At 62.3% G+C, this 25,487-nt stretch carries 31 protein-coding genes and 1 tRNA gene; 14 read left to right on the plus strand and 18 right to left on the minus strand.

Going from position 1 to position 25,487, the window contains the following annotated elements:
* Nucleotides 1–232: 232 nt before the first annotated feature.
* The 7 genes from infA to GA0004734_RS06050 form a co-directional block, all read right to left on the minus strand.
* Nucleotides 233–451 carry a translation initiation factor IF-1 gene (infA, locus tag GA0004734_RS06020; protein ID WP_004435948.1) on the minus strand — a complete coding sequence of 73 codons (219 nt, stop codon included), beginning with the start codon at nucleotides 449–451 and terminating at the stop codon, nucleotides 233–235.
* 250 nt (nucleotides 452–701) lie between these two features.
* Nucleotides 702–1,178, minus strand: a complete 477-nt coding sequence (locus GA0004734_RS06025; RefSeq protein WP_092932072.1) for an arsenate-mycothiol transferase ArsC — start codon at nucleotides 1,176–1,178, stop codon at nucleotides 702–704.
* Between the two features lie 3 nt (nucleotides 1,179–1,181).
* Nucleotides 1,182–1,658 (minus strand): UPF0262 family protein, encoded by a 477-nt coding sequence (locus GA0004734_RS06030; RefSeq protein WP_092932074.1) that lies wholly within the window; start codon nucleotides 1,656–1,658, stop codon nucleotides 1,182–1,184.
* On the minus strand, nucleotides 1,655–2,959 hold the full coding sequence (hisD, locus tag GA0004734_RS06035; RefSeq protein ID WP_092932076.1) for a histidinol dehydrogenase: 1,305 nt from the start codon (nucleotides 2,957–2,959) through the stop codon (nucleotides 1,655–1,657). Before hisD ends, GA0004734_RS06030 begins: the two co-directional genes overlap by 4 nt.
* A gap of 132 nt (nucleotides 2,960–3,091) precedes the next feature.
* Nucleotides 3,092–3,547, minus strand: coding sequence for a DUF2948 family protein (locus tag GA0004734_RS06040; protein ID WP_092932078.1), 456 nt, complete (start codon nucleotides 3,545–3,547; stop codon nucleotides 3,092–3,094).
* Between the two features lie 132 nt (nucleotides 3,548–3,679).
* Nucleotides 3,680–4,972 (minus strand): UDP-N-acetylglucosamine 1-carboxyvinyltransferase, encoded by a 1,293-nt coding sequence (gene murA / locus GA0004734_RS06045; RefSeq protein WP_092932080.1) that lies wholly within the window; start codon nucleotides 4,970–4,972, stop codon nucleotides 3,680–3,682.
* 308 nt (nucleotides 4,973–5,280) lie between these two features.
* Entirely contained in the window at nucleotides 5,281–5,514 is a 234-nt protein-coding gene (locus GA0004734_RS06050; RefSeq protein WP_139056237.1) for a hypothetical protein, read from the minus strand.
* Nucleotides 5,515–5,758: 244 nt separating this feature from the next.
* On the opposite strand from GA0004734_RS06050, the gene GA0004734_RS06055 reads away from it, so the two are divergent.
* Nucleotides 5,759–5,833, plus strand: a tRNA-Thr gene (locus GA0004734_RS06055).
* Nucleotides 5,834–5,959: 126 nt separating this feature from the next.
* Here the strand turns inward: GA0004734_RS06055 and GA0004734_RS06060 are convergent.
* From GA0004734_RS06060 to GA0004734_RS06090, 7 genes are all read right to left on the minus strand, one after another.
* Nucleotides 5,960–7,549, minus strand: a complete 1,590-nt coding sequence (locus tag GA0004734_RS06060) for an IS66 family transposase (RefSeq protein ID WP_092932082.1) — start codon at nucleotides 7,547–7,549, stop codon at nucleotides 5,960–5,962.
* Nucleotides 7,550–7,602: 53 nt separating this feature from the next.
* On the minus strand, nucleotides 7,603–7,956 hold the full coding sequence (tnpB, locus tag GA0004734_RS06065; RefSeq protein WP_060716621.1) for an IS66 family insertion sequence element accessory protein TnpB: 354 nt from the start codon (nucleotides 7,954–7,956) through the stop codon (nucleotides 7,603–7,605).
* Nucleotides 7,949–8,383, minus strand: coding sequence for an IS66-like element accessory protein TnpA (locus GA0004734_RS06070; protein ID WP_092932084.1), 435 nt, complete (start codon nucleotides 8,381–8,383; stop codon nucleotides 7,949–7,951). Before GA0004734_RS06070 ends, tnpB begins: the two co-directional genes overlap by 8 nt.
* Before the next feature lie 235 nt (nucleotides 8,384–8,618).
* Nucleotides 8,619–9,257 (minus strand): DUF2076 domain-containing protein, encoded by a 639-nt coding sequence (locus GA0004734_RS06075; protein WP_092932086.1) that lies wholly within the window; start codon nucleotides 9,255–9,257, stop codon nucleotides 8,619–8,621.
* 124 nt (nucleotides 9,258–9,381) lie between these two features.
* The gene (locus GA0004734_RS06080) at nucleotides 9,382–10,098 is read right to left on the minus strand and encodes a Bax inhibitor-1/YccA family protein (protein WP_092932088.1); all 717 of its coding nucleotides are present in this window, start codon (nucleotides 10,096–10,098) and stop codon (nucleotides 9,382–9,384) included.
* A gap of 59 nt (nucleotides 10,099–10,157) precedes the next feature.
* Nucleotides 10,158–10,943 carry an anti-sigma factor family protein gene (locus GA0004734_RS06085; protein ID WP_092932090.1) on the minus strand — a complete coding sequence of 262 codons (786 nt, stop codon included), beginning with the start codon at nucleotides 10,941–10,943 and terminating at the stop codon, nucleotides 10,158–10,160.
* Entirely contained in the window at nucleotides 10,930–11,466 is a 537-nt protein-coding gene (locus tag GA0004734_RS06090; protein ID WP_092932092.1) for a sigma-70 family RNA polymerase sigma factor, read from the minus strand. Before GA0004734_RS06090 ends, GA0004734_RS06085 begins: the two co-directional genes overlap by 14 nt.
* A gap of 236 nt (nucleotides 11,467–11,702) precedes the next feature.
* Between GA0004734_RS06090 and GA0004734_RS26665 the strand changes: the two genes are divergently transcribed.
* Nucleotides 11,703–11,837 carry a hypothetical protein gene (locus tag GA0004734_RS26665; RefSeq protein ID WP_280949470.1) on the plus strand — a complete coding sequence of 45 codons (135 nt, stop codon included), beginning with the start codon at nucleotides 11,703–11,705 and terminating at the stop codon, nucleotides 11,835–11,837.
* A 39-nt stretch (nucleotides 11,838–11,876) separates the two neighbouring features.
* Here the strand turns inward: GA0004734_RS26665 and GA0004734_RS06095 are convergent, their stop codons facing one another.
* The 4 genes from GA0004734_RS06095 to GA0004734_RS06110 form a co-directional block, all read right to left on the minus strand.
* Complete coding sequence (locus GA0004734_RS06095) at nucleotides 11,877–12,266, minus strand: DUF930 domain-containing protein (RefSeq protein ID WP_092932094.1); 390 nt, start codon at nucleotides 12,264–12,266, stop codon at nucleotides 11,877–11,879.
* A gap of 181 nt (nucleotides 12,267–12,447) precedes the next feature.
* The gene (locus GA0004734_RS06100) at nucleotides 12,448–12,912 is read right to left on the minus strand and encodes a YbaK/EbsC family protein (protein ID WP_092932096.1); all 465 of its coding nucleotides are present in this window, start codon (nucleotides 12,910–12,912) and stop codon (nucleotides 12,448–12,450) included.
* A 107-nt stretch (nucleotides 12,913–13,019) separates the two neighbouring features.
* Nucleotides 13,020–13,208, minus strand: a complete 189-nt coding sequence (locus GA0004734_RS06105; RefSeq protein WP_092932098.1) for a hypothetical protein — start codon at nucleotides 13,206–13,208, stop codon at nucleotides 13,020–13,022.
* Between the two features lie 12 nt (nucleotides 13,209–13,220).
* On the minus strand, nucleotides 13,221–13,475 hold the full coding sequence (locus GA0004734_RS06110; RefSeq protein WP_092932100.1) for a GlsB/YeaQ/YmgE family stress response membrane protein: 255 nt from the start codon (nucleotides 13,473–13,475) through the stop codon (nucleotides 13,221–13,223).
* Between the two features lie 751 nt (nucleotides 13,476–14,226).
* On the opposite strand from GA0004734_RS06110, the gene GA0004734_RS06115 reads away from it, so the two are divergent.
* The 12 genes from GA0004734_RS06115 to GA0004734_RS06170 all read left to right on the plus strand — a co-directional run bounded on the left by GA0004734_RS06115 (nucleotide 14,227) and on the right by GA0004734_RS06170 (nucleotide 25,297).
* The gene (locus tag GA0004734_RS06115) at nucleotides 14,227–15,849 is read left to right on the plus strand and encodes a methyl-accepting chemotaxis protein (protein WP_245292352.1); all 1,623 of its coding nucleotides are present in this window, start codon (nucleotides 14,227–14,229) and stop codon (nucleotides 15,847–15,849) included.
* 127 nt (nucleotides 15,850–15,976) lie between these two features.
* Nucleotides 15,977–16,270, plus strand: coding sequence for an STAS domain-containing protein (locus tag GA0004734_RS06120; protein WP_092932104.1), 294 nt, complete (start codon nucleotides 15,977–15,979; stop codon nucleotides 16,268–16,270).
* Nucleotides 16,271–16,272: 2 nt separating this feature from the next.
* On the plus strand, nucleotides 16,273–16,638 hold the full coding sequence (cheY1, locus tag GA0004734_RS06125; protein ID WP_062470377.1) for a chemotaxis response regulator CheY1: 366 nt from the start codon (nucleotides 16,273–16,275) through the stop codon (nucleotides 16,636–16,638).
* Between the two features lie 25 nt (nucleotides 16,639–16,663).
* Nucleotides 16,664–18,958, plus strand: coding sequence for a chemotaxis protein CheA (locus GA0004734_RS06130; RefSeq protein ID WP_092932106.1), 2,295 nt, complete (start codon nucleotides 16,664–16,666; stop codon nucleotides 18,956–18,958).
* 4 nt (nucleotides 18,959–18,962) lie between these two features.
* Complete coding sequence (locus GA0004734_RS06135; protein WP_092932107.1) at nucleotides 18,963–19,430, plus strand: chemotaxis protein CheW; 468 nt, start codon at nucleotides 18,963–18,965, stop codon at nucleotides 19,428–19,430.
* Nucleotides 19,427–20,332: a protein-glutamate O-methyltransferase gene (locus tag GA0004734_RS06140; RefSeq protein WP_092932109.1), complete on the plus strand. Its 906-nt coding sequence runs from the start codon at nucleotides 19,427–19,429 to the stop codon at nucleotides 20,330–20,332. The genes GA0004734_RS06135 and GA0004734_RS06140 overlap by 4 nt, the downstream gene beginning before the upstream one ends.
* Nucleotides 20,332–21,393 (plus strand): protein-glutamate methylesterase/protein-glutamine glutaminase, encoded by a 1,062-nt coding sequence (locus tag GA0004734_RS06145; protein WP_092932111.1) that lies wholly within the window; start codon nucleotides 20,332–20,334, stop codon nucleotides 21,391–21,393. Before GA0004734_RS06140 ends, GA0004734_RS06145 begins: the two co-directional genes overlap by 1 nt.
* Entirely contained in the window at nucleotides 21,394–21,783 is a 390-nt protein-coding gene (locus tag GA0004734_RS06150) for a response regulator (protein ID WP_062470356.1), read from the plus strand.
* A complete protein-coding gene (gene cheD, locus GA0004734_RS06155; RefSeq protein ID WP_092932113.1) occupies nucleotides 21,780–22,334 on the plus strand; it encodes a chemoreceptor glutamine deamidase CheD in 555 nt (184 codons plus the stop codon). The genes GA0004734_RS06150 and cheD overlap by 4 nt, the downstream gene beginning before the upstream one ends.
* Before the next feature lie 41 nt (nucleotides 22,335–22,375).
* Entirely contained in the window at nucleotides 22,376–22,765 is a 390-nt protein-coding gene (locus tag GA0004734_RS06160; protein WP_092932115.1) for a chemotaxis protein CheT, read from the plus strand.
* Nucleotides 22,766–23,056: 291 nt separating this feature from the next.
* Nucleotides 23,057–24,739, plus strand: coding sequence for a flagellar basal-body MS-ring/collar protein FliF (fliF, locus tag GA0004734_RS06165; protein ID WP_092932117.1), 1,683 nt, complete (start codon nucleotides 23,057–23,059; stop codon nucleotides 24,737–24,739).
* Between the two features lie 237 nt (nucleotides 24,740–24,976).
* Complete coding sequence (locus GA0004734_RS06170) at nucleotides 24,977–25,297, plus strand: hypothetical protein (RefSeq protein WP_139056238.1); 321 nt, start codon at nucleotides 24,977–24,979, stop codon at nucleotides 25,295–25,297.
* Nucleotides 25,298–25,487: the final 190 nt, after the last annotated feature.

Genomic DNA, 25,487 nt, shown 5'->3' on the forward strand with positions numbered 1-25,487 from the left:
GGATCTCGACCGGAACCGGTTTCCAGGAACGAACCCCCTGCGGCATGTTTCGTTGCGGAGCGGCGTGGAGAGAGCCCACATAGCGTCAAAACAGCCAGCGCAAGGTAACAGCGCGTCTTCGAGGCCTCACTTCGCCGGAACCATGGAGGGCAGGGCGAAAGCACGGTCGTCATCAAACGTCCGTCGACGGCAGCCGTTCCACCGCGATCGGTGCCAGAGGCTGCCGCCCGCCTTATTTGAAGCGGTAGGTGATGCGGCCCTTGGTCAGGTCGTAGGGAGTCATTTCCACGAGCACCTTGTCACCAGCGAGAACGCGAATACGGTTCTTGCGCATGCGGCCGGCCGTGTGAGCGATGATTTCGTGTTCGTTCTCCAGCTTGACGCGGAACGTCGCATTGGGGAGCAGTTCGGTTACGACGCCCGGGAATTCGAGGACTTCTTCTTTCGCCATTGACGATTTGTCTTTCCGAGTTTCATGAAGGCACTGGGCCTCTTTAAAAAATTTGCCGGAAACTACACAATCACCGTCCGTTTGTGAACAGCGGCGTTCCGGTTTTCGATCTTTCCGTCAGCAACCGGGGTTCGGCAACGGCAAAACGGCGTCTTTCGACGCTGCAGGCCGGGCACGATGGCGTCGACGAGGGTCCGTGCGGCCGCCGGAGAACGTTTGTCCTCGCATGCGCGGCTGCGCGTGACCCGCTCTATGGCATCTTGCGCGGCGATTGTCCAAGCAAACGATGCCGGATGAGACTTTCCAGATGGTCGCGGACGTCGCGATAGGCCGCGACGATCTGGTCGCGCGTGCCGCGGGTGGCCGTCGGGTCCGCTGTCGGCCAGTATTCCACATCCACCGCCATGGAACGGGTGAGTTCCAGTGCCGCGTGATGCGCTTCCGGGGCAAGGGTGACGATCATGTCGAAATAATCGTCCTCGAGCTGGTCCAGCGTGTGCGGCTCGTGGCGACCGGCGGTCAGGCCCAGCTCGTCCAGCACGACATCGACGAAGGGGTCCCGCTCGCCGGTCTTTACGCCGGCGGACGCGATATAGGTGCCAGGCGGCAAAAGCGCCTTCGCCAAGACCTCGGCCATGGGCGAGCGGATGGCATTCATGCCGCACATGAACAGCACCGACCGGGGTGGACTGGCGCCGTCGTCTCGCGGTTCAAGCCCCGGCGCCATCGCCTATCCCCGCCAGTAGAGCACGCAGACGAGGGTAAAAAGCCGGCGTGCCGTATCGAAGTCGAGCTTGATCTTGCCCGAAAGGCGATCCATCAGCGTTTGCGAGCCTTCGTTGTGAATGCCGCGCCGCCCCATGTCGATCGCCTCGATCTGGCTCGGCGTCGAGCTGCGGATCGCCTCGTAATAGCTCTCGCAGATCATGAAGTAATCGCGCACGATCCGCCGGAACGGCGTCAGCGACAGAATATGGGTGATGACGTCGCCACCGGCCTCCGTGGTCACGACGAGCACGAGCTTGCTGTCCATCAGCGACAGTTTCAGCCGGTAGGGGCCGCCCTCGTGACCGAGCGGCTCGAAACTGTTCTCTTCGATCAGGTCGAAGATCGCGACCGCTCGCTCATGCTCCACATCGGGCGTCGAGCGGCCGATCGTTTCGTCCAGCACCACGTCGCACAGGCGATAAGCGGGTAGCTGGCTCATCCCGCCTCTCCGAGGTTGAGCCGGATCGCGACGGAGCGCGCATGCGCCTCCAGCCCTTCCGCGCGGGCAAGCGCGATGGCGGCGGGACCGAGATCGCGCAGCTCGTCCGGGCCGAGCCGGAGGATCGAAGTGCGCTTCATATAGTCGAGCACGCCGAGGCCGGAGGAAAAGCGTGCGGAGCGGGCCGTGGGCAAGACATGGTTGGAGCCGCCGACATAATCGCCGATCACCTCCGGCGTATAACGCCCGACGAAGATCGCCCCGGCATTGCGGATCTGCGGGATCATCGCATCGGCATCGGCGAGCGCCAGCTCGACATGCTCGGCGGCAATCCGGTTGGCGAGATCCGGCGCCTTGGCAAGATCGTCGATGAGAATGATCGCGCCGAAGTCGCGCCAGCTGCTGCGGGCGGTTTCGGCCCGGGGAAGGGTGGTGAGTTGCCGCTCGACGGCACGCTCCACGGCATCGGCGAGATCGATATCGTCGGTGATGAGGATCGATTGCGCGCTCGGATCATGCTCGGCCTGCGCCAGGAGATCGGCGGCAATCCAGTCCGGGTCGTTGTCCTTGTCGGCGATCACGAGCACTTCGGAAGGCCCCGCGATCATGTCGATGCCGACGGTGCCGAACACCTGCCGCTTGGCGGCTGCCACATAGGCATTTCCCGGACCCATGATCTTGGCGACCGGCGCGATGGTGGCCGTGCCGTAGGTGAGCGCCGCAATGGCCTGCGCGCCGCCGATCCGGTAGATCTCCGACACGCCGCCCATGCGGGCCGCGGCCAGCACGGCGGGATTGATGGCGCCGGCCAGCGCTGGCACCACCATGACCACGCGCGGAACGCCCGCGACCTTGGCCGGTAGCGCGTTCATCAGCACGGAACTTGGATAGCTCGCTGTTCCCCCGGGGACATAGAGGCCGACGGCATCTATCGGCGTCCAGCGCGAGCCGAGACCGACGCCCATGGCATCGGTATAGATGTCGTCCTTCGGCAGCTGGCGGGCATGATGCGCCTCGATGCGTACCGCGGCGACCTTGAGTGCGCCCAGCACTTCGGAGGGCACGGCCTCGATGGCGGCGTCAATCTCTTCGGCTGTCACGGTCATGGGCGTGGTGGAGAGGTCGAGCTTGTCCCAGTTCAGGGTGTATTCGGCGACCGCTACATCGCCCCGCTCGCGCACATCGGCGATGATCCGGCGCACGACGAGGTCGACATCCTCGGACACCTCCCGCTTGGTGGTGAGAAAGGCCGCAAAAGCGGCCTCGAAATCGGAAGCGCGATGATCGAGGCGAATGGCCACTGGGTCTGGATCCTTCGTGTCGGCGGATGTCGTATGAGATGCAGGTCTGTCAAGCGAAACGGCGCCGTTCGGCTGGCGGCCGGACTTGGCCGCTCCCGTCAGGCGTGGCCCGCACCGTCTCAGCTCGTCTTCTCAGCTTTCCGGATGATAGGGCCTGAAAGCGGTTTCCCACGCCCCGCCCGTATCCGCAAGCTGTACCTCGATACATTCCACATTCAGTGCAATGGTCGCGTCGCCCGCCAGCACCAGTTCCAGCACGCCATCGGGACCTTCGCCCTTGGGTTCGAACCGCAGGGCGAGCAGCGACAGGACGGCATCCCTGTCTGCTCGCGAGAAGCCGATGGAGCGCACGGATGTGACCCGGTGAAAACCGATGACGGCGCGGCGTCGCTCGTTGGTCTTCTTTGCGGACGCCGCTGTTTTCCCGCCGACCGTCTTTTCCCAGACGAAGCGGTTCACGACGAGCGCGAAGCTGCCGGTGCGGGGCGCATAGGAGATGCCCTCGACCTTGAAGACCGCATCCTGCACATGGGCGGAGATGATCTCGAGATCCTCAGCGTCCAGCGCCATGAGCTTCAATGTGTCCATGCGATCCTGCCTGTGATCCAGCCTGCGGTCCTGCCCGTCAGGCCGTCGGGTTCCGTGGTCTGTAGCAGAGATAGGTCGCGGCCCGCGCATGCGCAACGTGTCATCACGCAACGGGCCACGACCCGGACGGCATCAGTCGGTGACACGCTCGACGATGGCGCCGCAGCGGGTCAGCTTCTCTTCCAGCCGCTCGAAACCGCGATCGAGATGGTAGACGCGCGACACCATCGTATCGCCTTCGGCCACGAGCCCCGCGATGACGAGCGATACGGAGGCGCGAAGGTCGGTCGCCATGACCGGCGCACCCTTGAGGCGCGGCACGCCCTCGATCTTCGCCGTCTGGCCCGACAGGGTGATGCGCGCGCCGAGGCGGGCGAGTTCCTGCACATGCATGAAGCGGTTCTCGAAGATCGTCTCGGTGATGTGCGAAACGCCGCTGGAGCGGGTCATGAGGCCCATGAACTGCGCCTGCAGGTCGGTCGGGAAGCCGGGGAAGGGGTCTGTGACCACATCGACCGGCTTGATGCCGCCGCCATTTCGATAGACCCGGATGCCGGTTTCCGTCGGCGTGATCTCCGCGCCCGCGCGGCGGATGGCCTCCAGCGCCGTATCGAGCAGGCTCGCATCGGTCCCTTCGAGAATGACGTCACCGCCGGTCATGGCCACAGCCATGGCGTAGGTTCCGGTTTCGATACGGTCGGGAAGGACCCGGTGGCGCGCGCCCGAAAGGGACGTGACGCCGTCGATGGTGATGGTCGAGGTGCCGGCGCCCGTAATCTTTGCGCCCATGGCGTTGAGGCAGTTCGCGAGATCGACCACTTCCGGCTCGCGCGCGGCGTTGCCGATCGTCGTCGTGCCATTGGCAAGCGTCGCCGCCATCATCATGACGTGGGTCGCGCCGACGGAGACTTTCGGAAAAACGTAGCGCGCGCCGATGAGCCCGCCGATCGGCGCCGTCGCATTGATGTAGCCGCTGTCGATCTCGATGTTCGCGCCGAGCGCCGCAAGGCCCTCGATGAACAGATCGACCGGCCGCGTGCCGATGGCGCAGCCGCCCGGCAGCGATACGCGGGCGCGGCCTTCGCGCGCCAGAAGCGGGCCGATGACCCAGAAGCTCGCCCGCATCTTGGAGACCAGCTCGTAGGGCGCCGTGGTATCGACGATGTTGCGGCAGGTGAAATGGATGGTCCGGGCGTAGCTTTCGCCCTGCCGCTCGCGCCGGCCGTTGACCGAAATGTCAGCACCGTGATTGCCCAGGATGCGGATCAGCTGCTCGACATCGGCCAGGTGCGGCACGTTTTCCAGTGTCAGCGTGTCGTCCGTCAGGAGCGATGCGATCATCAACGGCAAGGCGGCGTTCTTGGCGCCGGAAATCGGGATGATCCCGTGAAGCTCGTTGCCACCGGTAATTCTGATGCGATCCATGATCGGTCCTCGTCAGGGCTAGGGAGCCCCTGAATGATAGATGTGCCGTTCGTCGGCAGGAAAGACGGCTTCCATAAAGCAAGCCACGGCAAATGAGAAGCGACCCGCAGCACGCCGAGGCGCAAGCGGGTGTATCGCCAACACCGGAGCCCTAAAAGAAGGGTGCCGCGCGCTACTATCTCAAGGATTCGTCCGGATTTACGGCAGGGTGCCGGTTTGCTCGACAATTGCGATCAGTATCGCTCGCCCTCTCCCAGGCGACATCGGCAACGTGACCCGATTCGATTTCCGTCGAAAATGGCATCCCTCTATTTTTCCGCCGTGTCATCGGCTGAACCCGTGCCTGCGATAGGAAGGCCGCCCTCGGTCGCCGAAGCCGCATCACGGGATGCCGCACCACCGGCCGCCGGCAGCCCCACGGCCTCGTCGGCATCGCCCGCCCGCCGGGCACGCCCCTGCTGCTTGCGGCGCTGAAGGTTCTCCCGCAACGTCCGCGCTGCCCGTTCCCGCCGAGCCTGCGCCTGCCGCTCCGCCTCACTCATCCGTCGCTCCCCTTTTCCTCACGCTATCGCCTGCACCGAACGATCGATGGCACCAAGGCTACCTATCACCGCTTTACCAGGCACCCTTCCTACGAAATCACCAAGCCTCGCGAAACCCGCGTCCCATCATCCAAATCCGACCAAACATAAGAAAACCGCACCATCCGCCTTGCGCTCCCCGAAAACCTATGGCAATAGGCCCTCGCTCCGACACGGTCGCCAACACGCCGCCGCTGTCTTCAGTGCTGCTATAGCTCAGGGGTAGAGCACTCCCTTGGTAAGGGAGAGGCCGAGAGTTCAAATCTCTCTAGCAGCACCATCTTCCTCCCGTCGGACACATCAAAGCCCGGTGCAAGCACACTGAAGGTAAGCGCAATTTTCGATGCACCTTGACGGCTGCGGCAGCGCTGAACCGCCGTCACACCGATTTTGATATCCAGCTCTATTACGCCGCAGTGGTCGTGGCGTAGTTGAACGGCAGCAGGTCGTCGATTTCGGCCGCTTCGTCCCGCTGCGGCAACTCAGTGAGCACATAGCGCAGCCAGGTGAGTGGGTCGACGCCACATGCGCGGCAAGTCAGCATCAAACTGTAGACCACTGCGCTGGCCTTGGCTCCGTCAGCGGTGTCGCTGAACAGCCACGATTTTCTTCCTGTCGCAAAGACCCTGATGTCACGCTCCAGAATGTTGTTATCGATCGGCATCCTGCCGTCGGTGATATAGCGCGTCAGATAATCCCATTGGTTGAGGGTGTAGGACACTGCATCGCCGAGCTTTGTATCAGGCATAATCTTCGGCGCGATGTTGTCAAGCCATGCCTTTAGAGCGTTCAGGACCGGCAAGCTGTGCTGTTGCCGGAAACGGCGAATGCAATCGGCCTGCGTTTCATCGGCGTCGGGCTTTTTGTCTCGCGCCTGTTTTTCGATCCGGTAGAGCTGCTCGAAGAACCGGAGTGCCTGTTCCGGCGGTCCGCCTCCATTCTTTCTGGTTTTGAGTGCCTCGACAAAGCGCCGCCGGGAATGAGCCATGCATCCGACATGGGTGGCATCATCGAAGGTGCGCCAGGCTGTGTAGCCATCCGTCATGAGTATGCCGCGGTATTTGCCAAGGAAGGTTTGTGGGTGAATCTGACCGCGGCCGGGCTGGTAGTCGAGAAGCACGATCGGCTCGTCACTGTCCTCGCCGCTGCGATAAGCCCACATATACGATGTGCTGGTGGCTTCCTTATTCTTTTCCTTGAGGACCTGAACGGTCGTCTCATCACCGTGAATGAGAGGCTGCGACCTGAGCCGCAATCTCAGCGCATCATAGATGCGGTGAAGATGCTTCTCGCTCGAGCCGATCACCCAGTGAGCGAGAGCGCCTCGGCTGATCGGAACGCCGGCACGCTCGAATGTCTGAGCCACGCGGTAGAGCGGCGTGCCATCGACGTATTTGTGGACGAGCGCGAAAGCCAGTGTCGAGGCGGTGGCGATGCTGCCCGGCAGGGGCTGCGTCGGCATCGGAGCGATCACGACAGGCGTATTGATCCCGGTGCGGTCGCAATGGCGGCAGGCATACTTGAACCGCACGTTCTGCAGGACTTTTGCCTTGACCTCGATATGGAGCTGCTCGGTGACGGCCTCGCCCATGCGATGCATTTGACTGTCGCAGCAAGGGCAAGCTTTCTGATCGTCGGCAAGGTCATATTCGACACGCTCGCGTGGCAAATCTTCCGGTAGAGGCCTTCTGCCACGCTTCTTTCCCGTTGTGCTTTGGACCACCGGCAAGCCTGTATCCGGGAGATCGGCGGCCGCGTCGCCATAATCAGGATCATCCTCGTCCGCGGCCTCTTCGGCCTCGTTGAAGATGCGATCAATGTGCTTTTCGCTGCGGGGGGCAAAACGATGGAGCCTTGCAAGCGCCAGTTCTTCTTCAAGCTTGACGACCCGCTGCGAGAGGGCCTCCTTCTCGGCTTTGAGCGCAGCAATTTCGGCGGCGTTGGCCGCCAAATGCGCCATCAGCTCTGCAACGCTCAGTTCGCCGGTTCGGGTCATCCCAGTTTTGAATCTGAGCCGTGCTGCCGCGTCAATAGCTCAATTCGCCACCTTTAGCCGGCGATCTGATACTGCCGCACGGGATGGCGGATCATCGCATCGATATCGATCCCGTCGAGGATCCAGTGCAGTTGCTCGGTCGTCAGTGTGACCACCGTCACCTCTCGGCGCGGCCATCGGAACTTGTCTTCGGTCAACCGCTTCAGGATGAGCACGAAGCCCGAGCGATCGAAGAATAGCAGCTTCACCCGGTCACGCCGGCGGTTGCAGAAGGCAAACACTGCAGGAGCAAACGGGTCCAGCGCCATCGTCTCCTGGACCAGGACCGCAAGGCTGTTGATGCCGGCCCGGAAGTCGATCGGTTCGCGATGCAGATAGACTTGAAGATCAGCGCCAAGCTTAAACATGACCCAGAGCTCCGATGATTGCCGTCAATGCGTTGAGATCGCGGCACTCCAGCGTCAATCTCACACCATTCGGCAATGATACACTCACCTTCGCTGGAGAGGTCAGCGGGTCGCTCCTCTCCGTCGTCGGCAATCGCTCTTCGCGATCCGTGGCAGGCATCTCAATGTCGAACTCGCTGCTCGGGGCGGCAATCTGAACTGGAATAAACGCAGATGTCGAAGACGGCGATAATGGATGTGCCGGGGTATGTTTCCTGATCCATTTCCAAACGAGGTTCGCGTTGACCCCGTGTTCTCGCGCCAGTTTCGATACTGATGCGCCGGGTTCAAGGCAGGCCGCAACAAGGCGATCTTTCGAACCTTGATCGAAGCGCCGTCTTCCATTCCGACCAACCAGCCGCACAGCAAGTTTTTGACCTTCACCCATACTTGGTGTCCACCTTTTTTAAGTGGACACCTCATGCCAAAGCTCACTCAATTACAGAAGGTGCGGAGAAATTCGCGCTTACCACTGAAGCTTCGTGCAGCACAGTACAACGCCGCTTCGCGTGTCGATACGGCATCTGGACAGGCTTGGGCCGTGACCGACAGCGGTGTTCACGCAAAAAAGAGCCGGCTTTTGACCGGCTCTTTCTCATGCACGGACATAACTGTTCCGGCGATCAGAAATCCATATCGCCCATGTCGTCGCCCATATCCGCACCGACGTCCTCCGCCGGTGCTTCCGCTTCAGCGGGCGTTTCCGCCGCGTTGGCTTCGTTGCCGGAGAACATGCTGCCGATGGCGCTGCCGAGAAGCATGCCGCCGGCGACGCCCATGGCGGTTTGGGCGGCACCCTGCAGGAAGCCGCCGCCGCTGCGCTGGCCCTGCTGGGCGGCACCCTGGTTGCCCCAGGGGCTATTCGGTTGGCCGTTGGGCTGGCCTGCCGGCGGCTGGCCCATGGCCGGGCCGGTTTGGCCGTAGGCGCCTTGCTGCGGCGCTTGCTGTGCGTAAGGGGTGGCGGGGGCCGCGCGGCGGGCAGGCGCGGCCTGGCTTCCGCCGCCGAACAGGCTGGAGAACAGCCCGCCGGAGGAGCGGCTTGAGGACTGGCGCTCCAGTTCCTGGATGCGGCTCTCGGCTGCGGCAAGGGCCTGGTCCTGCACCACGATGGTCTGCGCCATCAGGTAGGGGGCCGTCGGCTGGGCCGCGATCTTCTGGCCGATGAAGGCATTGGCCTCCTGATCGAGCGGGCCGGATTGGCGCTCGACCTCGGCAATGCGGGAGAAAAGCCCGTCGATCGCCTGGCGGTCATTGCTGTCCATGGTGATGTGTCTCCGTGATCTCATGCGCAACAAGATTGTTGCAGGGGTCGGGTCGGATGGGCTCCCTCCCGGCCATCGGGGCCGGAAGGGAAGGGGTGTCTGTCCTGTTGCGGACCGGCGTCGGCTATTCGCGCTCGCCGGTGAAGTTCAGCAGGAGCTGAAAGATGTTGACGAAGTTGAGGTACAGCGACAGGGCGCCGAAGACGGCGAGCTTCTGCTGCGATTCCTGGTCCATGTTCTCGGCGAACTGTTCCTTGATATTCTGTGTGTCGTAGGCGGTGAGGCCTACGAAGACGACGATGCCGATCACCGAGATGGCGAACTGCAGAGCCGACGAGCCGAGGAAGATGTTGACGACCGAGGCGATGACGACGCCGATCAGACCCATCATCAGGAACGAGCCCATCTTCGACAGGTCGGCCTTGGTCACATAGCCGTAAAGGCTCGTCGCACCGAACATGGTCGCGGCGATGAAGAAGGTGCGCGCGATGCTCGTGCCCGTGAACACGAGGAACACGGAAGCCAGCGACAGGCCCATGACGGCGCAGAATGCCCAGAACATGGCCTGTGCAGCGCCGGCCGACATGGTCTGCAGGCGGAACGACAGGAACAGCACGAAGCCGAGCGGTGCCAGCATGACGACCCACTTCAAGGGCGTCTGGAAGATCGGCACGTAGAGCGCCGGCGTCGTACCGACGATGAAGGCGACAAGGCCGGTGACCACAAGGCCGAGGCCCATATAGTTGTACACCCGCAGCATATGCTGGCGCAGGGCCTGGTCGAGGAAGGCGCCGCTTTGCGCCGTAGCGCCGTAACGGGGGCCGGGATTGCTGAAGCTCATCGAGGTTCTCCTTGGTAGATGAGAAAGTGTGAAGGACTCTGGCGTCGGGCGGCCAGAGGTCAGTAAAGGGTTTTGGACAGGCGCTCCGCCGTCTGCGCCAGCTTGGCCTTACCCGTGGTGCCACCGGGCGCGGCCACCAGTGCATAGGCCACGTCGCCGATCTGCCAGTCCGCCGCCTCGATCCCGTCGATGGCGTAGGTCTTGACCGGCCGTACCGAGAACGCACCCGGGCGCACGGCAAAGAGCGACATCTGCTCCTTGTCCGGCGTGCGGATCGCAAGCTCGACGCTCGGGCCGAAGCGCGAGGGGAACACCTGCACGTCCACCACGGTCCAGCTTTCGGGCAGGGCCGGCATGATGATCGCCGTCGCCGCGCGAATGTCCTCGCGGTCGTAGGTCTGCACCTCCGGCTGCGACGTCATGGTCTCGCGGATCTCTGCCGTGCGGTGAGCGCGAACGGCCTCTTCCACATGCGCGGGCGGCGGCTCGGATGCCACGACCTCGGTCACCTGGAACGGCCCGAAGCTTGTGCTGGCAACCCAGCCGGCGCCGACGAGAAGGCCGACGGCCGCCACCTTCTGCAACTGCTGACTGACGCGGGGAAAGCGCAGGCCGTTTTCCAGCCGACGCGCCGCATCCCGGGTGTGCCGTGTGCCGCCGGGATCGACGGTTGCCTGAAGCGACAGACGCAGCTCACCGCGCAGATGCAGATCGCCCATCACGCGGGCAGCAGACTCCGGGTTCTGCGCCAGATGCGCCTCAACCTGAAGCCGGCGCTGTGGCGTCAGCTGGTTGTCCACATAGGCATCGAGGTCGCTGTCGAGGATCGGGTCAGCCATGGTCATTGTCGGTGCCTCCAACGATCTTGAGGTGAGTCGGCGTGCGGTCTTCCTCAAAGGCGCGCAGGCGCGCCCGCGCGCGGGAAAGGCGCGACATCAGCGTCCCCACGGGAATATCGAGAACGCGCGCGGCGTCCTGGTAGGACATCTCGTCGATGGCGACGAGATGAAGTGCAGCGCGCTGCTCTTCGGGAAGGCTGAAGAACGCTTCGCGCAACTGCCCGAGACGAACGACATCTTCCGCGCCGCTATGATGCACGCCTTGCGAAAGCAGGGCCGCTTCCTCCACGCGCTGCGTTTGCGAGCGTTTGCGGCGCAGGCTGTCGATATGCGTATTGTGAAGGACGGACATCAGCCATGTCCGTAGGTTCGCGCCCTGACGAAAGCTTGGCCGGCGCTCATAAGCGCGCATCAGCGCGTCCTGCACCAGATCCTCGGCATCGTCGGGATTGCGCACGAGCGAACGGGCATAGCGCCGGAGAGCGCCGAGCTGGCCGATGACATCGAAGGGGCTTTTCCTGTCGTCCATGTGAGATATACGCATGGCGACGACACTCTATTCCACGCCTCGCGAAATATTTCTCGCAGGCGCGAAATTCTAAAACGGAATCTTCGCATCCGCTAATGGACAGCGGTTCACACCTCTGTCATGAGGTTTATTAACGTGTTGATGATATGCTCACAAAATCAGAGGCGCCCAAGCGCCTGCGGATGGATAGGCCTTGGAGGAGGCCGTTCCGAAAATGTGACCGTCGATCGGGAGAAATGGCGCGGCATGCTGAGGCATTGGCCGCGCTGAGGGAGGAGTTGAACATGGCCACACATATGATGCGCACGCTGTTGAACACCATGGCGTTCCTTGCCGTCCTGACGGTTCTCGGTCTCTGGGCCGTCCTGTAGGATCCCGTTGAGAGCCGTGAGCCTATAGCTCGGCGAACCTCAGGGATAAAGATAGTGCCTCTCCCAGGCATCATGCGGGATCTGGCTGCCGATCTCGTATTTGAACGACCGCACGTCGATGTGGTCCGGACCGGTGGTGCAGCGAAACTTCAGCCGGTACCATTCTCCCTGACTGCGGAAGACCGCGCCGGGCGCGGTGATGGTGTTGGTACCCGTCACCGGATCGCCGAACGCGTAGGCGATGACCTTGTCGGGCCGGTATTGCGTCTTGTCCTTGTTGATGCGCTCCATTGCTTCCGTATCGCAGCGCTGCTCCAGTCGTGTGGCGGGATCGAGCTTCTGGAACTGGCGAACGAGCGTCTGATCCATGGCAGCAGCCGAGGTGGCGGTGCATGCCGCCAGCAGAGCCGACAAGGCAATCCTGTTCATGCGTTGATTCTCTCACTATCGGTCGGAACCGCCGCTTCAAGGCAATTTTCTTGGCCATTCGATGGCTGAAACAAGGCGACGTCACCGGCTGGCTCGAATTTGCGTATGAAATGACGCACGCGCAATGGCGTTACCCGTTGTTTCGAAAGGCCTTTCCACGAACATCTGCAAGCTGCCCGATTTATGTCGAGGCGGTCACGTCGATCCACTCTGCTCCGGTGATGTCGGCCATGCGCTCGGGCGAAATCCGCACGGCAGCATTGGTGGCGCCCGCCGCCGGAACGACGATGTCGAAGGCGCGCAACGAGACGTCGCAATAAACCGCAAGCGGCTTTGGCAGACCGAAAGGGCAGACGCCGCCCACCGGATGGCTCGTCTCCGCCTCCACGTCAGCAAGGTCGAGCATCCGGGCCTTGGTGCCGAACCGCGCCTTGAATTTCTTGTTGTCGATACGCGCTTCACCGCCCGTAACGATCAGGATCACCGCGTCTGCGACCCGGAGCGCCAGGGTCTTGGCGATCTGCGCCGGCACGACGCGATGTGCCGCCGCCGCCATGGCGACCGTCGCCGTGCTCTCGTCGAGAACGATGACCTTGAGGTCGGGCGCCTTCTCGGCTAGGAAGGCGGTCACGGAGGATAGGCTCATGAGGCTGTCCGCTCTCTGAAAGATTCGTCGGTCGCCAGCCGGTGTCACGCCTGACACGAAAAGGCGGGCCGTTAAGCCCGCCTCCAGCATTGCTGTCGCCGATTTTTTCAGTCGTCGTTGGTTGCGTCAAGGTCTTCTGGGCGCGTGCCCTCCTGACCATGTGGCAGATAGCCATGGCTCGTAAACCAGTTCTCGAGAATGGCGGCGATGGCCGCGTCGCGGCTGTCGATTTCCGGATGGTCGGAAATGAACGATGCGAGCGCGGCTTCGATCTTGGGGTCTGTCGTGCTGGACATGATGCCTCTTCCTCAGGCTCGCTTGATCACGCGGATGAGCACGAGCAGGATGATCGCACCAAGCGTCGCATGGATGATGGCGGCGAGAATGCCGCCGCCGATCACGAAGCCGAGACGCGGAAACAGCCAGCCTGCGATGAAGGCGCCGATGATGCCGACGATGATGTTGCCGAACAGACCGAAGCCGAAGCCGGACACGATGAGGCCGGCAAGCCAACCGGCCACTGCGCCGATCAGGAGGAAGATGAGAATGCTTTCGATACCCATGGATGGTTCCTTTCCGAATGGATGAACCAGGAGATAGGGCAGCGCGCGCGCCGGGTTAGATCTTCAGCAAGAGGAAATGTTAAGTCGAAGACTGTCCCGAAAACGGCTTAGAGGATCCGCGAGGGAAGCGCGACGCGGCCGTCGTCGATGTTGAGAAGGACAGAGATGGCAACGAGCGTCAGGCATGCGATGAGGGTGGCGCTCAGTCCGAGAACAATCATTGCCCGTTTCCTTTTCGCGTCATCATCATGATGTCCGCTGGATCCTTCCCTGGAAGACGCGCACGATGCCGGGACGACCTCATCGCGCCGTCCAAGACGCGGTCGCCGGGCAGCTGCGTGTCGCGCCGGAAGTGTCCTCTTTCTATGCGCGCGAGACCACAGCCACAATTGCGAGGAATGGGGGATGAAAACCTGTGCCGACAGGCGTTTGCGCCCTTTTCGATGCTATCTTTCAGCGATCTGTGGAATAGGGGGTCGGCGTTAACTTTCAAGCAAGGAATTAACCATAAACATGGTCCCTACACGTCGAAGCGGGGACCCTTTTGTCCCCTCCCGGGCATGATGCCGATCCGACGAGCCGGTCCCAACCCGGTATGTGATGTTAACGGGGCCTATGCTCCGTTTTCGGACAAGCAGGCATCATCTGGCGCCATCGGGCGCGCATTCTCATTTCATTCGGCAGGCGGTGATGGTCACCGGTCCTGACGGGAGACATACCGGGGCCGGGGACAAACGTGGGACAGGAAGCCGTGGCAGACCAGAATCGGAGGGCGCAGGCAGGAAGCCTGGTCGAGCGCCTGCGGTTTGCCGGGCTGGATTCCAGCGAAACCGACATCCTGCGCCGTCACCGCCAGGCCCTCCAGCCGCAGGTCGATCTCGCTCTGCGCGATCTTTTCCAGCGCCTTCAGACCTTCCCCGAAGCCGCGCGCCATTTCTCCAGCGACCGTCAGATCGACCGGCTGCACGACCTCCACGCCTCTCATTGGGGCGTGTTGACAGATGCGCGGTTCGACAGTCTCTATGCCGAGCGCGTCAAGGTTCTCGCCGATGCGGAAAGCCGCATGGGCCTCGACCCCCGCTGGCAGATCGCCGGCCATGGCGTCATCCTCGAGCGGTTGATCGTCTCCGCCATCGAAGCGTTCTGGCCTAAATCCATGCTGTCGACCGGCAAGGGTAAGCAGCAGGAACTGACGGACCTTATCTCCGCCCTCATCCGCACTGTCTTCGTCGATACGGAAATCGGCGTCACCCTTCGCTTCAACGAACAGCGCCAGACCCACCAGCGCCAGCTGGCCGAGACGCGCGCGACGTCGGAAGCCGAATTGCTCGCAGCCTTCACCGGCATCGCCGAGGCACTGGCCGCGGGCGACGTCTCTGCGCGCACCCCGACCGACGTGCCGGAAGCGGCTGTGCCGCTTGCCCGGTCGCTGGATGCTGCCCTTGACACGATCGAGGCTAACTTGCGCAATCTGGACACCGGGATCTCTTCCTCGGCCGCGGCCAGCGAGACGATGACCGCGGGAACCGAGCGCCTGGGATCGGCCGCGCAATCGGAAGCGGCGGCGCTGGATTCGGTTGCCGAACGGCTGGAAGCCCTCGTTATCAGGGTTCGCGACAGCGCACGGGAGAGCTCCGCGGCCGAGAAGGCCGTCGCGGCGACGGGACATTCCGTCGAGCGCAGCGGTGAGATCGCCGGTCTTGCGATTGCGGCCATGGCTGATATCGAATCTTCCGCCGAGAAGATCGGTCAGATCATCGGCGTGATCGACGAGATCGCCTTCCAGACCAATCTCCTCGCACTGAATGCCGGTATCGAAGCTGCGCGCGCCGGCGAAAGCGGTCGCGGCTTCGCGGTTGTCGCCCAGGAAGTCCGGGCACTCGCCCAGCGTTCCGGCGATGCGGCCCGCGAAATCAAGCAGCTCGTCACGGGCACCAAGGCCCAGGTCGATGCCGGTGTCGAACGCGTCGGACGCACGCAGGCCGCCATCGGCAGCATCGTCGAGCAGGTCCACGGCATTCAGTCCGCCATCATCGGTATTGCCCGTCAGTCGGGTGAGGACCTGTCCAGCCTCGAAGACCTGCGCACCGAGATCGACCGCTCCGGCCGCGCGCTTGCCGGTCTCACCAGCGATGCCGAACGCACGGCGGCTGCCGGTCAGACGGCGCGCATCGTGACGATCGAGCTTGGCGAAACCATTCGCCGCTTCACGCTGCGCCCCGCAAACACGGGCGCACGCGCGGCAGACAAGACGATGGCCGCTGCTACGCCGCCGCGACAGGCTCTGCCTGCGCAGGTGGCGAGGGCGGAGGCTTTTCTCGAAGACGAGGACGACATGGCCTTCGGGCGCGTGTCGGCATGGGGGCGATCATGACGACGCTCCCGGCTCTGCGTCCATGCCCGTTCCGCCTGCGTGACACCGGTCCTGCCGGCCATCGAAACGCGGACGGTTTCGTTCGACAGGTCAATCTCCTCCAGGTGACACAAGGAAAGGCGCCGTGATGGCCCCAAAGAAAGCCGCATCGAAGACGCTCAATCTCGCGCCGGTCCTCGACCTCAACGAGGCCAGCGTCCTTCATCGCAAGCTGACGGAGATGCGCGGCAGCAACATCGTCATCGATGCCTCGGCCGTAGAGCGGGTCGGAGCGCTTTGCGTGCAGGTGCTGATGGCGGGAGCCAAAAGCTGGGAAGAGGACAAACACGCCTTCACCCTTTCCAAGGTGTCGGACGCTTTCACCAAAACGACGCAGCTCATCGGGGTCAATGTCGACCACCTGATGGCTAAGGAGATCTGAAAATGAAGAAGAAGGTCCTTACCGTGGACGATAGCCGGACGATCCGGAATATGCTCCTCGTGACGCTCAACAATGCCGGTTTCGAAACCATTCAGGCCGAAGACGGCATCGAAGGTCTCGAAGTCCTCGAAGACTGTAATCCCGATGTCATCGTCACCGACATCAACATGCCCCGCCTCGACGGCTTCGGCTTCATCGAAGGCGTGCGCCGCAACGAGAAGTACCGCGCCATCCCGATCCTGGTCCTGACCACGGAAAGCGACGCGGAAAAGAAGAACCGCGCCCGCCAGGCCGGAGCGACAGGCTGGATCGTCAAGCCCTTCGATCCGACCAAGCTGATCGACGCCATCGAGCGCGTAACCGCTTAAAAAAGCCCTCGCCAGGATTCCAGCTATGGATATGAATGAAATCAAAGAGATCTTCTTCCAGGAATGTGAAGAACAGCTCGCAGAACTGGAATCCGGTCTCCTTCGTTTGAATGACGGGGATCGCGATCCGGAGACGGTCAATGCGGTCTTCCGGGCCGTTCACTCCATCAAGGGTGGCGCAGGCGCCTTCGGGCTGGACGATCTGGTATCGTTCGCTCACGTGTTCGAAACCACGCTGGATTGCGTTCGCTCCAACAAGCTGGAACCCACGCAGGAGGTTCTCAAAGTTATGCTCAAGTCGGCCGACGTTCTGGCCGACCTGACCAACTGCGCCCGCGACGGCGGCAGTGTCGATGAAGCGCGGTCCAAGCAGCTGATCCGCGAACTTGAGGCCTTGGCGCACGGCACGCCACTCCCGGGGGCCGCAGACGCTCCCGTGAAGGCTTTCGCCAAACCCGCAGCCGCCAAGCCCGCCCCTGCAACAGCAGCTCCGGCTCCGGCCGCCCCCAATGACGAAGGCTTCATGCCTGTCGCTTTCTCGTTCGATGACTTCGATCCTGACGCCGTGCCGGTCGAGGTGCCGACCTTCGAAATCTCCTTCAAGCCGAATGCCGATCTCTATCGCAAGGGCAACGAGGCGACGCTGCTCCTGCGCGATCTCTCCCGTCTCGGCGAGATGAGCATTCTTTGCGACATGGACAGCCTGCCGTCGCTCGATGGCCTGAACCCGGAAGACGCCTACTTCTCGTGGAAGATCTCGCTCCGCACCGACAAGGGCGAAGATGCGATCCGCGGGGTGTTCGAATTTGCCGAATGGGACTGCGAACTCTCCGTGGCCGAGCTTGCCGAAGGCGAGCAGCCGGTAGCGGTCGAAGGCGACGCCCCGATGCAGGCCGTGCCCTTCGATCTGTCGATCCTCGACGAGGAGCCTGAACATCCCCTCGGCGTGGTGGAAGAAGAAGAACAGATCGCCGCCGGCGAGCGCGAAGCCACGATCACGGCTCTCGAAACCGTCAGCAACGTCCTCAACCTTGCCAGCGCCGCCGCCAAGGTAGCGGACGCAAAGCAGGCGCCCGCTGCAAACGCCGCCAGTGCGCAGCAGGCCGCAGCCGCAGGCCAGACGATCCGCGTCGATCTCGATCGCGTCGACCGCCTGATCAACCTCGTAGGCGAGCTCGTCATCAACCAGGCTATGCTGTCCCAGAGCGTCATCGAGAACGACGCCAACGGCACGTCTTCGATCAATATGGGCCTCGAAGAGCTGCAGCAGCTCACCCGCGAGATCCAGGACTCGGTCATGGCCATCCGCGCCCAGCCGGTGAAGCCCGTCTTCCAGCGCATGGCCCGTACGGTGCGTGAAATCGCCGATATCACCGGCAAGTCGGTGCGCCTTGTCACCGAGGGCGAGAACACCGAAGTCGACAAGACCGTCATCGACAAGCTCGCCGAACCGCTAACGCACATGATCCGCAACGCGGTCGATCACGGCCTGGAAATGCCGGAGAAGCGCATCGCGCTCGGCAAGAACCCGGAAGGTACCGTTCGTCTGACCGCCAAGCACCGTTCGGGCCGCATCATCATCGAGCTCGCTGACGATGGCGCCGGCATCAACCGCGAACGCGTCCGCCAGAAGGCGATCGACAACGACCTGATCGCGGCCGACGCCAACCTGTCGGACGAGGAAATCGACAACCTGATCTTCCACGCCGGCTTCTCGACCGCCGAGAAGGTCTCCGACCTTTCCGGCCGCGGCGTTGGCATGGACGTGGTCAAGCGCTCCATCCAGGCGCTCGGCGGACGTATCAACATCTCTTCGAAGCCCGGCCAGGGCTCCGTCTTCACCATGAGCCTGCCGCTGACGCTGGCCGTTCTCGACGGCATGGTGGTCACGGTCGCCAGCCAGACGCTGGTCGTGCCGCTGACGGCCATCGTCGAAACGCTTCAGCCGGATGCCGCCTCGATCCATTCCTTCGGTGCGACCCAGCGTCTGATCTCGATCCGCAACTCCTTCTGCCCGCTGGTCGATGTCGGCCGGATCCTCAACTTCCGCGCCACGCAGGCCAATCCCGTCGAGGGCGTGGCGCTGCTGGTGGAATCGGAAGGCGGCGGTCAGCGCGCGCTGATGGTCGATGCGATCCAGGGCCAGCGCCAGGTCGTCATCAAGAGCCTGGAGGCGAACTACACCCATGTGCCCGGCATCGCCGCGGCGACCATTCTCGGTGACGGCCGCGTGGCGCTGATCCTGGATGTGGACGCTGTGGTCGCCGCCTCCCGCGGCCAGCCCCTGAGGCTGGAATCAGCCTTGTCCGCTGTAGGATAAAGCCATGACGACGCTCGCAAACACCATGACCAGCGGTGCCCGCGAACTGATCGCCTTCAGGATCGGCGACCAGGAATTCTGCGTCGATATCATGTCCGTGCGCGAGATCCGTGGCTGGACGCCTGCGACGCCGATGCCACATACGCCGGGCTACATGCTCGGCGTCATAAACCTGCGGGGCGCAGTCCTGCCGATCATCGATCTGGCAGCGCGCCTCGGAATGAACCCGGCCGAACCGACCGTTCGGCATGTCATCATCGTCGCTCAGTCCGGACAGAGGATCGTCGGGCTGCTGGTCGAGGCGGTTTCCGACATACTGAGCGTGACGAACGACAACATACAGCCGACGCCCGATGTCAGTTCCGACTTCGAGCGAACCTTTGCCCGCGGGGTCCTTCCCATCGAGAAGCGCATGATCTGCCTGATCGAACTGGACGCCGTATTTCCTCACCAAGAAAGCGAAGCCGCATGAGCAGAATGGCCGCCTTCGACACGAAAGCGTCGCCCGACGAGTGCCTGGCCAGCGGCGAATACCCGCTGACGCGCCGCGATCTTTCCGAGATCGCAGCGATGATCTATGCGGATGCCGGCATCTATCTGAACGAGACCAAGGCCTCGCTCGTCTATTCGCGCCTGTCGAAACACATCCGCAATCTTGGGCTCGGTGGCTTCCGCGAGTACTGCAACCTCGTGGCGTCCCCAGCCGGTGCCGCCGAGCGCCGGGACATGCTCTCGCACCTCACCACCAATTTCACGCGGTTCTTCCGCGAGAACCATCATTTCGAGCATCTGCGCGACACGGTCCTGCCGGGACTGATTGCGCGTGCCAAGGCCGGCGGCCGCGTGCGCATCTGGTCTGCCGCCTGTTCCGACGGGCAGGAGCCCTATTCGATCGCGCTGACCATCCTGTCGGTCCTGCCCAACGCGGCAGAATACGACATCCGCGTCCTGGCGACCGATATCGACCCGAAGATCCTCGCGATCGCCCGGGCCGGTGCCTACGATATCAACGCGCTGGAAACGGTCACACCGCAGATGCGCAAGCAGTTCTTTTCGCAGACCTCGGTCAACGGCCGCGAGAAGTGGCAGATCGACGACAAGGTCAAGCGGCTTATCACCTTCAACGAACTCAACCTCATGGCGCAGTGGCCGTTCAAGGGTCCGTTCGACGTGATCTTCTGCCGCAACGTCGTCATCTACTTCGACGAGCCGACGCAGATGAAGATCTGGTCCCGGTTCTCGACGATGCTGGATGGGGGAGGGCACCTCTATATCGGTCACTCCGAACGCGTCTCCGGCGATGCAAAGGCCGTGTTCGACAATATCGGCATCACCGCCTACCGCTACACCGGCAAGCACGGGGGAGGCCGCTGATGACCGCGCCCGCTCGCGTCCTCGTCGTCGATGACAGCGCCACCATGCGCGGTCTCATCACGGCCATCCTGAATGCCGATCCCGCCGTCAACGTCGTCGGTCAGGCGGCCGATGCCATGCAGGCGCGCCAGGCCATCAAGGATCTCGATCCCGACGTCGTCACGCTCGACATCGAGATGCCCAACATGAACGGTCTCGAATTTCTCGAGAAGATCATGCGGCTGCGCCCGATGCCCGTCATCATGGTCTCCACGCTGACCCACAAGGGCGCGGAAGCCTCGGTCGCGGCCCTTGAGATCGGCGCTTTCGACTGCGTCGGCAAGCCCTTGCCGGGCGATCCGCACCCCTTCGCCGACCTTGCCGAAAAGGTGAAGGCGGCGGCGCGGTCGCAGCGCAAGTTCATCATATCTGGCAACAAGGTCGCAGCACCGAGTGCCGCGAACACCAATGCGACGGCAGTCGACTACCGGGCCGCCCGCCGGATCATCGCCATCGGGTCCTCCACCGGGGGGGTGGAGGCTCTGATCAACGTCTTACAGAAGTTTCCGAAGAACTGCCCGCCGACGGTGATTACCCAGCACATGCCGGTCACCTTCACGAAGAGCTTTTCGGAACGTCTCAACCGGCTTTGTGCCCCGACGGTCGAAGAGGCCTTCGACGGTGCCAAGCTTGAGATCGGCAAGATCTACCTCGCCCCCGGGGGCGATCGTCACCTCCAGGTGGTCAATCCGTCCGCACCGACGTGCCGGCTGATCGACCGGGAGCCCGTCAATGGACATCGCCCGTCCGTGGACGTTCTGTTCGATTCTGTGGCGGATCTCGCCGGGCGCAACGGCATTGGCATCATCCTGACGGGCATGGGGCGTGATGGCGCCTCCGGCCTTCTGCGGATGCGCCAAGCCGGAGCCCGGACGTTCGGCCAAAACGAAAAGACCTGTGTGGTCTATGGAATGCCGAGGGTGGCCTACGAAATAGGCGCCGTCGAAATGCAACTGCCCCTCAACTCCATCGGGGAGGAAGTTCTGAAATGCGCCGCGACCCGAAGGGAAGGAACTGAATAAATGTCTATCGCCGAAAAAATCAAAGTGCTGATCGTCGACGATCAGGTTACCAGCCGGCTTCTGTTGGGCGAAGCGCTCCAGCAGCTCGGCTTCAAGCAGATCACCGTTGCCGCCGATGGCGAGCAGGGGGCCAAGATCATGGCGCAACAGCCGCACCATCTCGTGATCTCGGACTTCAACATGCCGAAGATGGATGGTCTCGGCCTGCTTCAGGCCGTTCGCACCAATCCGGCAACCAAGAAGGCCGCCTTCATCATGTTGACGGCTCAGGGCGACCGTGCCCTCGTCACCAAGGCGGCAGCATTGGGCGCCAACAACGTCCTGGCCAAACCCTTCACCATCGAAAAGATGCGGGCGGCGATCGAAGCCGTGTTCGGAGCACTCAAATGACCTTAGACGCTGCGGTTAAGCGCGTGCATGTCATCCAGGGCGAGTACAAGGTCGTCACGGACCCGGACGTGGTTCTTTCGACGATTCTTGGCTCCTGTGTGGCTGCCTGCATGCGTGATCCCGTGGCAGGCGTGGGCGGCATCAACCATTTCCTGCTGCCCGGTTCCGCCGAAGCGATGTCATCGGGAGGAGACGCTACGCGATATGGCGTCCATCTCATGGAATTGCTGATCAACGGACTTCTCAAGAAAGGCGCGCGGCGCGACCGTCTTGAGGCCAAGATCTTCGGCGGTGCTAAAACCATTGCACGCTTTTCCAATGTCGGTGAGCAGAACGCCCTGTTCGCCCGCCGCTTCCTGCAGGACGAAGGTATTCCCATCGTCGGCGAGAGCACGGGCGGCGAGCACGGACGCAAGCTGGAATACTGGCCGGTCACCGGCCGGGCACGTCAATACGCCCTGACCGGCATCGAGACGCAGAAGACTGTGGCCCAGGAGCAGCGCCCGGTCCCGGCTCCCAAGCCCGCAGACAATTCGATCGAATTCTTTTAAACAGCAACCGCGCCGTCCGGCGCGCGGTCAGGGGACATCATATGCAGAGCGAGCGAAACGAGCACCCCGGCGACATGGACGAGGCCCTGCCGGACGTGATGATGCGTGTCGTCTCGGAACTGCACGACGTCGCCTACCTCATCGAGCGGATCGAGCCGATGCTCGGTGAGATAGCCGGCGATCCGCAGGCGAATGCCGCGCACCGCATCCAGGTGCTGCAGGGCATCGACCTTGCGGTTCAGAAGACGCGCGGGCTTGCGGAGTTCATCGACACCATAACAGCGGCGCTGCCGGAGTCCTGGCTGGTGGATATCTCCACGGCGCTGAACCTGGTGAAGCTGGCGGATATGCAAAAATCGCTCGCAAACGGCCTGCGCCACGGCCATTCGCAGCCGCTGACGGAAGCCGCCGGCGATTTCGAAGCCTTCTAGCCGAAACGGCTGTCGCCAGGCGGAAAAAGCGGCAAAACGCACCTCCGGTTTCATCCGAAGGTGCGTTTTGCCGTTTTAGAGTCTTTCGAAATAGTGAACTTTGCGGGGGCGAGCGACAAGTTCGCGCAAGCTTCGCATCCTATTCTCCAAACGGGTCAGATGGATCTATGCCAGCATTTGCGAGAGTTTTCGCCAGATGCGGCCGGATCGGATCAAAATGTTGGGACTGCGCAATGAAGCTTCGTCCGTGCAATCTCGCACGGTGAAGTGCGCTACTGGGTGCGAAACAGAATGAATCTGTTAGAACAACTTTCGTCGGTCACGAGAAATTTGAAGAGCCTGGGGCAGGGCAAGCTGATCGCGCTGGCGGCAGCAGCCATGGTCACAGTCGGGCTTGTTCTGGCAGCCGGGCTCTACGTCAACAAGCCGGCATACGAGACGCTCTACGTCAACCTTGAATCAGGGGACCTGAACCAGGTCAGCATGGCGCTGGCCGAGGGCGGTATCCCCTTCGACGTCGGCACGGATGGCAAGAGCGTTCAGGTTCCGGTCGGCACCACGGGCAAGGCCCGCCTGTTTCTCGCCGAGCGCGGCCTGCCCAACAGCGCCAATGCCGGTTACGAACTGTTCGACAATGTCGGCTCGCTCGGCCTGACGTCGTTCATGCAGGAAGTCACCCGGGTCCGCGCACTGGAAGGCGAAATCGCCCGCACCATTCAGCAGATCTCTGGTATCGCCTCGGCCCGCGTTCACATCGTGATGGCCGACCGCGGCAGCTTCCGCAAGACCGAGCAGAAGCCCACCGCATCCGTCATGATCCGCGCCAGCTCGACCATCGGTCGCAACGCGGCCGCCTCGATCCGACACCTTGTCGGCTCGTCCGTCCCTGGCCTGTCCATCGACGACGTGACCATTCTCGACAGCGCCGGTCAGTTGCTCGCCTCCGGCGACGATCCGCAGAACGGTGCGATGAGCCAGTCGCTCTCCATCGTCCAGTCCGTCCAGGGCGAAATCGAAAAGAACATCGACAAGGCCCTCTCACCCTTCCTCGGCGTCGACAACTTCCGCTCCAGTGTCACCGCGCAGCTGAACACCGATACGCAGCAGGTTCAGGAAACCACCTTCGATCCGGAATCGCGCGTCGAACGTTCGACACGGGTCACCAAGGAAGAGCAGAAGTCGAGCCAGCAGCAGGCGGACAATGCGGCGACCGTTCAGCAGAACGTGCCGCAGGCAGCCCCCAAGAGCGGTGGTGCCGGCCCGCAGTCGAACGACCAGGCCGAGAAGAAGGAAGAGCAGACCAACTACGAGATCAATTCGAAGACGGTCGCCACCACCAAGAACAGCTACAAGGTCGAAAAGCTCTCCGTCGCCGTCGTCGTCAATCGCGGCCGTGTCGCCGCCATGGTCGGCGAAGGTGCGGACCAGGCAAAGATCGACACCTATCTCGCCGATATGCAGAAGATCGTGGCGTCCGCCGTCGGCATCGACGCGGCCCGCGGCGATGTGGTGACGCTGACCGCCATGGACTTCGTCAACAACCAATTGCTCGACACGCCGGTCGAAGGCCCGAGCATTATGGAAACGCTGACGCGCAATCTCGGCGGCATCATCAACGCCCTCGCCTTCATCACGGTCGCCGTCCTCGTGGTCTGGATGGGCCTGCGTCCTCTGGCCCGCTCCATGGGCTTCGGCGGACCGGGCACCCTCACGGAAACCGAGGCCGTCGGCCTTGAACTCCCCGACTTCTCGCCGGCCCCGGGGGGTGCTGCAGGTGGTGCGCTCATGGAAGGTTTCGGTTCGGATTTCGGCTTCGACAGCACCGACGATCTGCTGAGCCTCGGCGAAGACGGCGGCGACTTCAACCGCCGCGTCAAGGAAGGCCCCGAACGGCGGCTGGCGCGCATGGTCGAGATCAACGAGGAACGCGCTGCCAAGATCCTGCGCAAATGGGTCGCAGAAAAAGCCGCCTGAGACCAAAAAAAGAAGCAGACGAAAAAATCCGCCCCTTCGGCGGATTTTTTTTCGTTCGGACCTGACAGTGGCATGACAAAGAAACGGCGGTGGCTCGTCTGCCGGTCGACGGGCCTGGAAAGGTCCGGGCAACGATGGCCGGAGTCTTCATGTCGTTTCCGCAGTGTCCTGTCTGCGTCGCCAGAGTCGCCGCGGCGCACCAGGGATTCCTCTATTTAACCATTTGGTTATTTTTTTATGTGGAAAGACGACTTTGCTTGCTTGCGGATGCTCTTCGACTCCGGGCGTGGGAAAATTGATTGTGCCAGTTCAAGAAAAATTCTTCCAGAAACTGGTATAGTTAGAAAGGTTCCTAAGTGTGTGCTTGCAGAGGCTCGCTGTTGTGCTCCAAATCATTTTGGTGCAATTGCGCAACATGATACCCTCAAATACAAATCCGATTCGCCACTTGATTCATTGGATGCCAATTTTCAGCATGCTGGCGGCTTTGAAAAACGCGATTTCTCTTCGGTTCCGGCTCTGAGAGCCTTAAATATCGCGGAGAAAAACGAGTATTAACAAAGCGATAATTTGTTTGTTCTCGTTTGTTCACGGTGGGCGACCGTTCTGTGATACTGCATTTACGAATCACTTCAGGTTATTAACAAAAAGTAAATCCCGATAAGCTGGCAGTAGTTTTTTGAGTTCGGGCCTGTATAGTTTTAACAGTGATTCGCGTGATGATGTGTGCTCGCCGGGGAATGCGGAT

The sequence above is a fragment of the Rhizobium sp. 9140 genome, from assembly GCF_900067135.1.
Taxonomy (GTDB): domain Bacteria; phylum Pseudomonadota; class Alphaproteobacteria; order Rhizobiales; family Rhizobiaceae; genus Ferranicluibacter.